Source organism: Bacillus thuringiensis, from assembly GCF_001182785.1.
GTDB classification, from domain to species: domain Bacteria; phylum Bacillota; class Bacilli; order Bacillales; family Bacillaceae_G; genus Bacillus_A; species Bacillus_A thuringiensis_S.
Genome location: NZ_CP012099.1, coordinates 1,691,467 through 1,703,957 on the forward strand (window position 1 = coordinate 1,691,467; position 12,491 = coordinate 1,703,957).

Here is a 12,491-nt window from a genome sequence, read left to right on the forward strand (position 1 = left end):
GCAGCTTTAGTTGCTTCCTTTTTTTATTTGTAAGAAATGAATTGCCTCAATAATAATATCTGGTCGATCATTTTCTATACCGTGACTAGCATGTTCGGCAAGAATATATTGGTTGTTAGTTGAGAGGTGTAATTGTTCGTGAATTAGTTCTTGCCACATTGCTTCAAGTTGTGTTGCTTCCACTTTTGGCATGCCGCCATTAGTCAATTGAGTAATAGAATATTGAGGATCTCTACCGATAACGATTAATGGTATTTCTAATGTTTTACATAGCTCTTTTAGTGAGAGAGCACAGTTTTTCCACTCCGATAGTTCAGAAGCTGTCGCTTTATATAATGAAGACGAGGTAGAGAATTCAATTTGCTGTTTTGATTGATCGGTGAGCACAGGTTTTAGTTCATTATAAAGTGTGTCTACATCCATTTTGGAATATATATTATATTTTTGAAACCAAACATCATCAGAATCAGTTTGATCAGAAATTGGTAAATGAAGTTCATCTAAACGGTTTAAGTTCATCGAAGTAGAATCAACTAAAATAAGTGCTTGCAGCTTATCTTCATGTAACATCGCAAAATGTTGTGCACATAATCCTCCATAGGAATGACCGATTAGAATAAGTGGTTCTTGAATAGTTAGTTTGTTTATTAATATATATAGCTCTTTTGTAACTTGCCTTATTGTACGCGGCTGATTGCCTAAATCACTTTTTCCGTAACCTGGGCGATGGTATGAAACGACTGTAAAGTGCTCTGAAAGCTTTTCTATAATAGGAAACCAATCATAAAATGAGCAACTCATTCCGGTTTGAATGACTACAGTTTGTTTACCACTTCCTTTTATATGTACTTCTATATTTTGCCCCATTATTTCTACAAATTTATGAATGTTAATTCCTCCTAAGCTTGAAATAATTTTTGACAAGCAAAAACGATACACCAAACACCTATACCGAGTAGGACAGATGTACTAAGTGTAAATGAATTTTTCAAACCAATATAGACGATAAATAATAGTAGTGCTGATGCGGGGAATCCATATAATACCCCTAAAGCAAATTGACTCAATTCTTGTTTATTCCCGCCTTCGAATGAAATCCAAAATAGACTAAGTAAACTCACGAGAGGAAGGGCAGCAATAAAGCCACCTATCGTACTGTAATGTTTAGCGACTTCAGTGATAATGCCGATAATAAGTGCCGAAACGATTACTTTAACGAGGAAATGCATATTTTGCCTCCTTCGCTAATAACGAAAATGCTTTTTCAATTAATTGTTGTTCTTCTTTTGATAACTGTGATTCTAATATTTTTATCTTTTCTTTATCTAGTAAAGTATGTTTTTCTAATACTTCAATTCCTTCAATTGTTAATGTAAGGTTTACAACTCTTTCATCTTTTTTATTTCGCTCTTTAATGATGAAGCCCTTTTGAATAAGGCGCTTTATGTGTTCAGACGCTGTGTTATGAGAAAGACTAAGCTCAGTAGCGACTTTTCCAATTGTTATATCTTTCTCACGAGAAACGATTTGTAAAATACGAATTGCTTGGTGGGAAAGGTTGTCCTCGTATTCGTATCGTAAGTGATAATAAATGCTCTCCCAATGTTGATTAATGTTGTTCATAATAATAAATCCCCTTTTTATATCGTATAGTAAGATATATTCGTTCTTTTAGAAATAAAATCCTTTTATTTGGATAAAAAATGTTGAAAAAGTTTATTTTTATTGAAATATAAGGTAATCTATGTGTAAAGGTATACATTTAGCAAGAGAGAGGATGATAGCTGTGAATACATTCAAATGGATTAGTCATGAACAGATGTATGTAGATGAAATACATGTTGAAAAATGTGGTCCTCTTTCAGTCGGCGTATATGGGGGAAATCAAGAGAGTGATGCATATGAACGAGGAGATGCGGTGCTGGCTTGGTGGGATCCTGAATTACAATTTGAATTTGTTATGATTTTTGATACACATCACAAAACAAAAAATATAGATTATATAATAGAAGCGATTTCGGAAAGAAAAGAAAAACTAAAAGAGTTATTCTCATATCCAATACATTTAGCTTTCCATCATACACATATGTACTTATTAGCGTTATTTACAGATGAGTTATTTATTAAAAAGTGTGATCAAGATGATGAGGAACTCGCTTGCTTAATTTGTTTACGAAAAGGCGAATTTTTATATTGGTTATCAGTTGGTGATTGTTTCGCGTATTTATTCCATTCTGAGAAAACGAAAAATGGAAAAGGACGATTAAATAAACGGAAGAATTACGAATATATTGGCAGGAAAAATATTTTTGCAGCAAATACACCTTGCTTTACGTCAGGTGTAAGAGGATTAGAAAAAGGAATGAATCACATTGTAATGGCAACGGACGGTATTTTAGAGTGTGACAAACGAAGGTTTGATGATGATCAATCTTTAGTAGAAATATTGCACGACGGAAATAGCTTGCAGATTGAGCCCGTATTAACAAATGTACTGCAGTGGAAAGGTAGAGACTGTGCCACGATTATTGGATGGTCTATTGATACTGATAATAAACAATGTGCTAATTAATATAAAAGGAGTTCAAGGTTTTTATCCTTGAACTCCTTTTTGTTAAGCAATATGGATGTGATATGTTTTCAACCATTCATTTACTTGTAGCATATACTCCATGGCACTTCTTGCCTCAAAATTGTTAATTTCTTTATTACTTTGATCAGCAATTGAAAGTAAGATGGAATGGTTAATAAGTGAGAAAATAGGATTGTTTTTATTGTTACACATATCAAGTGTTAAATTACGGATTGTTTGTAAGTAGAGTGGATCTTGTGAAGTTGGATAAGCGCTTTTTCTTCTATTGCGTACATCGTCAGGTAAAGCTGGTTGTAGTGCTCTACGTAAAATGCCTTTTTCAATATTATCAATACTTTTTATGTTGAAAGGAACATTCCATAAATATTCAACTAATCTATAATCACAAAACGGTACACGAACTTCAAATCCAACAGCCATACTCATGCGATCTTTACGGTCAAGTAAGAAAGGAAGGAATCGTGTTAAAAATAAATAAAACATTTGACGTTGTTTCGCGGATTTTTTACTTTCGCCTTCAAGAGTAGGTACTTCAAGTATCGCCTCTTGGAATCGTGTATCAATATAGTCTTCTAGATTACATTGGTTACTTACTTCATTTAGTAGAAGAGGAGATGTATTTTTCCAATTTGTTAGCCAAGGAAACTTATCTACATATAGTAGTTCTTCTTGATGAAACCAAGGATATCCACCGAATACTTCATCAGCCGATTCGCCGGATAAAGCTACGGTCGCATCTTTTTTCATTTCGCAAAATAGTAAATATAGTGAAGTTTCCATTTCACCAGCACTCGGTAAATCTTTTGCATGAAGGGGAACGAATAATTGATTTGCTAATTCTTCAGCATTCACAATAATATCATGATGTGCTGTCCCGACATGTTCAGAAACGCGTTTTACCCAAGGTGCATCTAAACCAGTGCGAGCAAATGTCAGTTCGAAATCTTTTGCGCTATTTACAAAGTCAACAGAATACGTATGAAGTGTTTTATTTTCAGCAGCAAATTCTTTACCCGCAAGTGCAGTAATACCGCTAGAGTCTAATCCGCCTGATAACATACAAACGAGAGGAACATCGGCAATTAATTGTCTTTTTACTGTATCTTGTAAAATAGATAAAATATGCGAAGATGTATCTTCTATAGAGTCTGTATGGAACTTACTTTCTAAATTCCAATACTTCGTAACTACTTTTTTATGACGTGTAAATGTTATAGAATGTCCAGCACGTACTTCTTGAATATGTTTAAAGACGCCACATCCTGGAGTGCGAAATAAGCCTAATCCAAATACTTCATTTATTCCATCCGCATCAATTTCAGCAGGGACAGATGGATGCGCTAATAATGCTTTAATTTCAGAGCCGAAAATAATACTGCCATTTCTTTCTGTAAAAAAGAGTGGTTTTACACCTAAATGATCTCGTGCTAAAAACAATTGTTGCTTCTGATCATCCCATAAGGCAAAAGCGAAAATTCCGTTTAAATGTCGTACGCAGTCTTCTTTCCATTCTAAATAAGCATGTAGTAATACTTCTGTATCTGAATGGGTTTCAAATGCATGCCCACATTTTTGAAGCTGCTCTTTAAGTTCACGGAAATTATAAATTTCTCCATTATAAGTAAGAGCATACGTATAATCACCAGCACGGAATGTCTGCGGCTGTGTCCCGCCTTCTGGATCAATTACAATTAAACGCCGGTGTGCAAAGGCCGCATGAGGTGAAAACCAAAATCCTTCAGCATCCGGACCACGATGCTGGATACTATTTGCCATCTTTTTTAAAATAACATGTTGATTTGAAAGGTCTTCTTTCCAATCTACCCAACCTGTAATTCCACACATACATATCTCATCTCCTAAATTAAAATAGTAGATTAATGAAATAAAATGTACACCAAGTTAAAAAATGACTATATAAATAGTGTACTACATGAATTAAATTACAGACTTGAGAAAATTTTCTTTGAACGCATAGTTATGTGAGACAATGGCTAAGGGAAAGTATTCCATTACATACAAAAAATAAAAAAGATGAGAGAAAAAATTTTCTCAGACGTTATATAGGGTGTAAAAGCTTTTACAAAACAATAAGGGGAATCGCTACATGAAATCAAATGAGAAAAATTTTATAAAAAGATTACAGCGGCAAAAAGAAGACGCGTTAGAATTTGTTGTCGATACATACTTACCACTCATAAAGGGGATCACGCATAAAGTTCTACTTCCCATTCAAAATGATGGACTCATAGAGGAATGTATAAACGATATATTTCTTTCCATTTGGAATAACGCAAATAAATTTCATGGAGAGCCGAGTGATTTTAAAAAGTGGATTGCAGCGATTGCGAAGTTTAAAGCAATTGATTATTACCGAAAATCGACTAAAACAGTAGAAATCATTTCAGATGAGTTTTATATCAGTACAGAAAAATCAGCAGAAGACGAATTAATCGTTATGGAAGATAGGGAAGAATTATTGAAGCTCATTAATCAATTAGAACCGCTAGATCAAAAGGTGTTCATTATGAAATATTTACTTGGTATGAAGACAGAGGAAATAGGTGACAAGTTAGGATTAACTCGGGCAGCAATTGATAATCGAGTGTACCGGGGGAAAAAGAAACTACAACAAAATGCTACGAATATTAGTTTTGGAGGTAGTGCAATATGAAAGACATTTATGAACTATTAAATGATATTGATATAGACGAAAAAGAACTAGAAGAAATTGAGGCTTCTGAAATTGAAAAAGAAAAAGTAAAACGAAATGTAAAACAATCGATACGTACGAAGAAAAAGATGAAAAGTTGGAAAAAAGGTGTCGCTGCTGCATCTATTTTAGTAGGATTATCAGTTGCAACACTCGGTATCGGATTTCCTACATATGCGGGGGGATTGCCAATTGTCGGTGACATATTCCGATTTTTAGATAATGGTAGAACAGGGTTATATGAAAATTATAAAGAATTTTCGACTGAGTTGAATATGACGAGAGAGAGTAATGGGATTAAGATTACACTCAATGATGCTGTTTTTAATGGAAGAACTGTAACGATAACATATTCTATTGAAAGTGATAAGGATTTAGGAGAAAATCCAAATGTAATAGAATTTTTACAAATTGCCGGATTTAATGGTACGACTGGTAGTTCTAAAATTACAAAAGTGGATGACAAGAAATACGTAGGTATGAGTACAGCAACTGATGTTGATGGTATAAAAATGGATGCTGCAAATGTCAAGTGGGAGATAGATAAGATAGAAACAGTAGATGGAACACAATCAATTAAAGGGAACTGGAATTTTGAGCTTTCTTTAAATGCGATGGACAGTAAAGAAGTGAAACTTAAAGGAAGTTCTGAAAATGAATTAATAAAAGTAAATATAAACAAAATGGAAGTAACCCCGATGTCCTTTATCGTTTTTTACAATCAAGAAGAATCTAAGGCGTTAAGAAGTATATGGGATAGTGCAGATGTTGAGTTAGAAATAAAAGATGATTTAGGAAATCATTATACTGGTGAAGGAAATGGCGGAAGTAGTACAGTAGCAGAGCCACATAAAAGTAGTTGGAGTGCCACCTTCCAAAAACTAAACGAAAATGCAACAAAGCTTATCGTTACACCTCGCGTGCACTTGCGAGTACATACACCTGAAAATCATGGTGGAGTAGAGTATGTGAATGGGAAAGAGAAGAAAATAGAAGTGCCGAAAAAAGAAGCGAAGAGTAAAGATATTGTGTTAGATGATATTGTCATTGATTTAAAGAAATAAAAGAGAGACTGCCTAAAATCATTTAGGCAGTCTCTTTTTCGTTAAGAACTAGTAACGAGCAATGCATGCGGATGCTGCGTTTTATATTCATCTTTCCACGGAATATTTAGTTGTTCCCACGATTCGCCGCTATCATTGGATTGAAAGACGCCATTGTTATTTAACGTGTAAAACGTATGTGGTTCAGCCTTGTTTGTCGCAAACATCGAAATGACTGTACCGATTGCAGATGGTAGTCCTTGTTGTACTTGCTGGAAAGGAGTATCTTTCGTTTTTCGATAAATATAAGATTCATAAGGGATACGGTGATGAGCGAGATCAGCACTCGGTGCAGCTGAAACGAGAATCGTATTGCAATCAGCTGGATCGATAGCCATGCTGTATAAATAATGATGTTCAAGTCCTTCACTGCATGAGATCCAGCTGTTTCCATTGTTATAACTTTCAAGATATGCGCGATCAGGTCCGCCCATAAATCCGTCACCACATGATGCATAAAGGCGATTTGGTGCTTCAGGGTGCATAAGTAATTGATGAGCATCGATAGGAGCACCGAATTTTTTATCGATCCATGTATGTCCTTTATCATTACTTTGAATAACAGCACCAGCTTCGATTGAAACGTGTATTGTATTAGGGTTGTTTGGGTCAACTGTAATCCAGCGTACGTGATGGGTAAAAGGTCTAGGCGGAAATGCCCACGTATAAGAAGATAATAATGATTTCATATTTTTAAGTTCAGTCCACGTTTCACCACCATTTTCAGAGCGAAATAAAGCGCTCGGTTCTGTGCCGACATAAACGACCCCATATCCGTTAACTTGTTCATTTGAGCTTATTGTTATGGAAGTGATAGAGGAGTGCAAAATACCATCTTCTTTAGGAAAATCAAAGTAACGATAGGAATCCCCAATTGGTCGCCAAGAATCCCCACCATCATCGCTTAACCATAAACCTCGTCCAAATGTTCCGCAATATACACGGTTTGGGTGGAGCGGATCAACAGCGATACAGGTAGGTTGCATATTTTGTAAGTGGTAAGTCGTTTCATAGTTATCATATTGTTCTTTCACTACAACAAGTTCACGTTCCATACAGAGAAATAAACGTTTCATTTAAGTAACCTCCTTAAAAATTCTTTCATTAGTAAACAATATGAAAATAAAAAAGAAGTAGTCTTGTTTTATTTGAGAAAAAGGGATTGTTTAAAAAGTAGCGAAGTGTGTATACAGAGGAAGCGGGCGTTTACAATCGGTCAATTCGGGATAAAGATGGGGGAGTTTGTTTCATACTAACATACAGATATTGTACTTAAAGGAGTATAAGTATGGGACATTCGCATGATTATGGTCATTCAAAAAATAAAAAGGCGTTACTAATTGCCTTCCTACTAACAACAAGTTTTATGATTGCAGAAGTTGTTGGTGGATTTGTAACAAATAGCTTAGCACTACTATCTGACGCGGGGCATATGCTAAGTGATGCAGTATCTTTAGCTTTAAGTTTACTTGCGTTTAAGCTCGGAGAAAAAACAGCAACAACTGTGAAAACATATGGATATAAGCGAGTCGAAATGTTAGCAGCATTATGTAACGGTGTCGTTCTTATTGTCATTTCGGTATACATTTTTATTGAAGCAATCCGTCGTTTTAAAGAACCAGTTGAGATTGCTAGTAATGGGATGCTCATTATTGCAGTCCTTGGACTGCTTATTAATATTTTATCAGCTTGGATATTAATGAGAGGCGGAGATGTGAAAGGTAATTTGAATTTAAGAAGTGCTTTCTTACACGTACTAGGCGATCTATTGGGTTCCGTCGGAGCGATTATTGCTGCGTTACTTATTAAATTTTTCGGATGGACTGCTGCAGATACGATTGCTAGTATTCTTGTGTCTATTTTAGTCATTATTAGTGGATGGCGTGTAACACGTGATACGGTTCATATATTAATGGAAGGTGCACCACAGCACATAAATGTTGAAGAGGTAAAAAGTACATTATTAAATATTCCGATTGTAAAAGAAGTTCATGATTTGCACATATGGTCTGTCACATCGGATTTTCAAGTATTAACTTGCCACTTGATTATTAAAGGTAATGAAACGCAAAGTGTATTAAAAGAGGCTACGGATGTATTAAAGGAGAAGTTTCATGTAGAACATGTCACCATTCAAGTAGAAATGGATGGTGAATTTCATCATGATGAGACAACTTGCAAAGTATGAAAGAAAAAGGATAAGAAAAAGTGTCATAACATTTTTCGCACGGCATACATATATATAATGTGGCCACAAATACTTTGCAAGGTAAATATTTCATGAAATTACTTTACTTATAAAGAGTCATCTTTTATAATCAAAAGTGGTAATTGATAAAGATTATCATTTTCAATGATCGTAGAAAGGAGTTTTTTAAAAGATGAGTAGTCAACTCCGTTTTGCTGTTGAAAATCGTAAGAGGCATTTAATTGATGAGTTAATTGGAGCAGGTGTGTTTAAGATTCGCGACCGACAATTATACGAGCTGTCTTTAGAGGAATTGGAAAAAGAGTACGAAGATATGGAAGATTATGCGAATATTCAGGCGTAGCTATATAGATTAGTAAAAGGAGAGCTGGTTACGATTTTGTGTAACCAGCTCTCCTTTTATTTCGTAGAAATTATTTTTTGTATTTCTTTCATGGGACGGAGCCAGTTTTGAGTCATTATTTGTTCCATTTGTTTTTCGTCCTGCTTTTGTAATGCTTGAATGATAGAGTGATGTTCTTCAATAGATTGACTTGCTGGAACAAAGTTTTGGAAAAATAAATATTCAAGACGTAAAACGTGAAGTTGCATATTTTCTAGAAAGGGTTCAATATATTGGTTTTTAGCAATAGAAGAAATTGTATTGTGGAATTGTATATCTAATTCTAAAGCTTGTTTTGCATTTTTTTTCTCTATAGAGTGCTGAAAATGATTATTTATTTCAGAAAGTAGTTGAATATCAGCGTCTGTAATGTTTTGAAGAGCTTGCTTTCCTATTATAGAGTGAAGACCAGCCATCGTTTCATAAATGATAGATACGTCGTCTAACTTAATAGGAGAAATTTTCGTTTTTTGCCCTGGTACCATTTCCACTAATCCAGAAAGTTCTAATATTTGAAGTGCTTCCCTTACAGGTGTTCTGCTTACTCCTAGTGCCTCAGCCAATTCCCCATCATTAATTTTTTCATTGGGCTTTAGTACACCTTCAATAATCCAATTTTGTAGTTGATTTAAAACGAGTGATTTTGCTGAAATTCTTCCTGGTTTTTTATAATTTTGAGGGACAGGCATAGTGAATTCAATCCTTTCATTGTATATTTTCCTTTTTTGCATGAACAAGCTTTAATTTTTGTTTCCCTTCATCCGGCTTTTGGCTTAAGATGAGCACCATTACAATGACACAAAAAGCGCCTAATAACTGAAAAGATTGAAATGGCACGTGCAATATAAGTACAGAAGAAATAATAGCTGCGAGTGGTTCTGTGCAACCAAATAATGTTGTTTCTTTCGGAGTCAGGTATCGTATGCTGTCTAAGTATAAATAAAAGGCAATAAGTGTCCCGAAAATGACGACAAATGTGATGAGCGGTAGGGTACTTATTTTTACATATTTCATAGTTGATAATAAAATGAATTCGTTTGTAGAAATAAAGTGCACAATCGTTACACCAATACCCCCAATAATCATGCCCCATCCAACGATAACAGAGGAAGACCATTTTTCTAACAATTCCTTTGAATATAAACTATAAAAAGCGAGAGATAATCCAGATAAAATACCCCAAATAATAGCTGGTGTAGAAACAGCCAAGTTATGAACAGACCCGTTTGTTAGTAAGAGAAAAGTGCCTACTAATGAAAGAGTAATTGAAATGAAATCAATTTTTGATGGACGAACGTTCCATTTGAAAAGCAAGTATACAGTGATGAATATAGGAGCTAAATATTGTAATAATGTTGCCACGGCAGCATTTCCTTCTTTAATTGAAGCGAAATACGTATACTGTACAGCAAGCATACCGAATAGACCAAACAAAATCATTTTAATAGCATCAGATTTTTGCTTCCAAATACCAAATATCTCTTTTTGTCTCGTTCCGAATGAGGAAATCATGAGCAAAATAATTCCAGATATAAGTAAACGGATCGTAACTAACCATTCTGTTGAAACATTGTCATATTGAAAAAGTTGTTGTGCAGCTGTACCAGACAAGCCCCATAAACAAGCACCGATTATGACCATTATAATTCCTTTTAATCGATTTGAATCCATATGATCTAAAATTCTCCTTTCTAAAAATACAAATTGAATACAATATGCAATATATCACAGAATGACTTTTTAATAAACTGAAATTTCTAATTAAAAATTTTTTTATGTATAGTAAAATATTGTAGAGGAGGGGGGAGGATATGTTAGCAGGATTTTTAGTTTGTTTATTTGTAGGGTTACTTATCATTTTTTTAGGGTATCAAATACATGTGAAAAAGAGGTTGTTTTTGCTAGCAGGATATCAAGAAGAAACGTTTGTTGGAGATAAAAATAAATTAGCGAAGCTTTCAGGAGCATTTTCTTATATAGTTGGAGTTGCTACTATAATATTACCGCTTGGCTTAGAAAAAATAGGTGATGTAGTTGGTATCGTATATGCTATATTAATTGTTTTAGGTACAGTTGTATTTATAATTAAAGCAAACTTATTAAATAAGAGTACTATAAAGTAAAAAGGCTTCATTCTACTGAAGCCTTTTATTAATTGTTATGAAGTATAAGTAAAAGCCGGAATAGGATCAATAAATGTATTCCACTTTTGTTCCATTTCCTTTTCTGTTAATAGACAATCATCTAATGATTGTTCAATCACAGAACGATTCATATCAATACCGATAAATACGAGCTCAGTTATTCGATCTCCATATTGTTTATCCCAGTTTTTCAATACTTCTGGTTCTTCTACAATCATTTGATTTCTTTCAGTTTCAGGTAATGCGGCTATCCATTCACCGGCTCCTTGAATTGTAATAGAGGAACCTGCTTGAGATAGAAGTCCTATCATATTATTACGAGATGCAAGCCAGAAGAATCCTTTCGCTCTTACAACATCTAAAGGCCATTTTTCTAGCCAATTCATAAGGCGCTCGGGATGGAAAGGATATTTGCGACGGTAAACAAAGGAATTGATACCGTATTCTTCCGTTTCCGGTGTATGATGTTCACTATTTAATTCTTGTATCCAGCCGGCCGATTGACTAGCGTCTTCATAATTAAATAGATTTGTGTTTAAAATTTCTTGTAATGGTACTTTACTAAACGAAGCTTCAAGAATTTTTGCATTAGGATTTAATTTTTTTAGTAAATGATGAAGCTCTATCACATCTTCTTTTTCTAGCAAATCTATTTTATTAAGAATAATTACGTTTGCAAACTCAATTTGATCTATTAATAAATCAATAACTTCCCGGGTATCATTCTCATCGATTGCTTGTTTTCGGTCTAATAAACTTTCTCCGTCTGCAAAATCATCCCAAAATCTATTTGCATCTACAACTGTAACCATCGTATCGAGGCGACAATTTTTCGTTAAATCAATGTTAAGAACTTCGTCTGTATAAGTAAACGTTTGAGCAACTGGAATAGGCTCACTTATACCAGAAGATTCAATAATAATATAGTCAATATCACCATTTTCAACAAGACGATTCACTTCTATCATTAAATCTTCTCGTAGTGTACAACAAATACAGCCATTTTGAATTTCTACTAGTTTTTCCTCCGTACGTGAAAAACCACCCTTTTTTATAAGAGATGCATCAATGTTTACTTCGCTCATATCATTAACGATGACAGCTACTTTTAAGTTATTCTTATTAGTCAAAATGTGATGTAGTAAGGTAGTTTTTCCAGATCCTAAAAAACCACTTAATACAGTGATAGGTACTTTTTTCATGAAATGATCTCTCCTTTAAATCGTAATGATTACGTTTTATGTTAAACGATGGGGAAAGAAAAAGCAAGAATAAATCATAATGATTACGATTTAAGAATAGAAATAGACTATAAAATTTGTGCTGTAGTATGAAGCATTTGGACAA

At 34.2% G+C, this 12,491-nt stretch carries 14 protein-coding genes; 6 read left to right on the forward strand and 8 right to left on the reverse strand.

Annotated elements, in window-relative coordinates; translation table 11 throughout:
- Positions 1-6: 6 nt before the first annotated feature.
- Genes AC241_RS08940 through AC241_RS08950 form a run of 3 tightly spaced genes read right to left on the reverse strand, consistent with a single transcriptional unit; the run spans position 7 to position 1,623 of the window.
- Positions 7-939: an alpha/beta fold hydrolase gene (locus AC241_RS08940; RefSeq protein WP_155417055.1), complete on the reverse strand. Its 933-nt coding sequence runs from the start codon at positions 937-939 to the stop codon at positions 7-9.
- Complete coding sequence (locus AC241_RS08945) at positions 900-1,229, reverse strand: DUF3147 family protein (protein WP_000545616.1); 330 nt, start codon at positions 1,227-1,229, stop codon at positions 900-902. Before AC241_RS08945 ends, AC241_RS08940 begins: the two co-directional genes overlap by 40 nt.
- A complete protein-coding gene (locus tag AC241_RS08950; RefSeq protein ID WP_016082148.1) occupies positions 1,213-1,623 on the reverse strand; it encodes a MarR family winged helix-turn-helix transcriptional regulator in 411 nt (136 codons plus the stop codon). Before AC241_RS08950 ends, AC241_RS08945 begins: the two co-directional genes overlap by 17 nt.
- A gap of 121 nt (positions 1,624-1,744) precedes the next feature.
- Between AC241_RS08950 and AC241_RS08955 the strand changes: the two genes are divergently transcribed.
- Positions 1,745-2,572 (forward strand): PP2C family serine/threonine-protein phosphatase, encoded by an 828-nt coding sequence (locus tag AC241_RS08955; protein WP_002040904.1) that lies wholly within the window; start codon positions 1,745-1,747, stop codon positions 2,570-2,572.
- Positions 2,573-2,614: 42 nt separating this feature from the next.
- On the opposite strand, the gene asnB is transcribed toward AC241_RS08955, so the two are convergent.
- Complete coding sequence (gene asnB / locus AC241_RS08960; protein ID WP_029441934.1) at positions 2,615-4,438, reverse strand: asparagine synthase (glutamine-hydrolyzing); 1,824 nt, start codon at positions 4,436-4,438, stop codon at positions 2,615-2,617.
- Positions 4,439-4,700: 262 nt separating this feature from the next.
- Between asnB and AC241_RS08965 the strand changes: the two genes are divergently transcribed.
- Entirely contained in the window at positions 4,701-5,267 is a 567-nt protein-coding gene (locus tag AC241_RS08965; RefSeq protein ID WP_016122244.1) for a sigma-70 family RNA polymerase sigma factor, read from the forward strand.
- Complete coding sequence (locus tag AC241_RS08970; protein ID WP_048565283.1) at positions 5,264-6,370, forward strand: DUF4179 domain-containing protein; 1,107 nt, start codon at positions 5,264-5,266, stop codon at positions 6,368-6,370. Before AC241_RS08965 ends, AC241_RS08970 begins: the two co-directional genes overlap by 4 nt.
- Positions 6,371-6,411: 41 nt before the next feature.
- Here AC241_RS08970 and AC241_RS08975 read toward each other — a convergent pair whose 3' ends face one another.
- On the reverse strand, positions 6,412-7,485 hold the full coding sequence (locus AC241_RS08975; RefSeq protein ID WP_029441936.1) for a WD40/YVTN/BNR-like repeat-containing protein: 1,074 nt from the start codon (positions 7,483-7,485) through the stop codon (positions 6,412-6,414).
- 212 nt (positions 7,486-7,697) lie between these two features.
- Here AC241_RS08975 and AC241_RS08980 point away from each other — a divergent pair, with 212 nt between their 5' ends.
- Entirely contained in the window at positions 7,698-8,597 is a 900-nt protein-coding gene (locus tag AC241_RS08980; protein ID WP_050843205.1) for a cation diffusion facilitator family transporter, read from the forward strand.
- A gap of 193 nt (positions 8,598-8,790) precedes the next feature.
- Positions 8,791-8,961 (forward strand): Fur-regulated basic protein FbpA, encoded by a 171-nt coding sequence (gene fbpA, locus AC241_RS08985; RefSeq protein ID WP_000098302.1) that lies wholly within the window; start codon positions 8,791-8,793, stop codon positions 8,959-8,961.
- Positions 8,962-9,017: 56 nt separating this feature from the next.
- Here fbpA and AC241_RS08990 read toward each other — a convergent pair whose 3' ends face one another.
- Both AC241_RS08990 and AC241_RS08995 read right to left on the reverse strand, forming a co-directional pair.
- Positions 9,018-9,689, reverse strand: coding sequence for a GntR family transcriptional regulator (locus AC241_RS08990; RefSeq protein WP_050844820.1), 672 nt, complete (start codon positions 9,687-9,689; stop codon positions 9,018-9,020).
- A gap of 16 nt (positions 9,690-9,705) precedes the next feature.
- The gene (locus AC241_RS08995) at positions 9,706-10,671 is read right to left on the reverse strand and encodes a DMT family transporter (protein WP_016082141.1); all 966 of its coding nucleotides are present in this window, start codon (positions 10,669-10,671) and stop codon (positions 9,706-9,708) included.
- A gap of 140 nt (positions 10,672-10,811) precedes the next feature.
- On the opposite strand from AC241_RS08995, the gene AC241_RS09000 reads away from it, so the two are divergent.
- Positions 10,812-11,123, forward strand: a complete 312-nt coding sequence (locus AC241_RS09000; RefSeq protein ID WP_050843207.1) for a DUF3784 domain-containing protein — start codon at positions 10,812-10,814, stop codon at positions 11,121-11,123.
- 35 nt (positions 11,124-11,158) lie between these two features.
- Here the strand turns inward: AC241_RS09000 and AC241_RS09005 are convergent, their stop codons facing one another.
- Positions 11,159-12,346: a GTP-binding protein gene (locus AC241_RS09005; RefSeq protein ID WP_050843209.1), complete on the reverse strand. Its 1,188-nt coding sequence runs from the start codon at positions 12,344-12,346 to the stop codon at positions 11,159-11,161.
- Between the last annotated feature and the right edge of the window lie 145 nt (positions 12,347-12,491).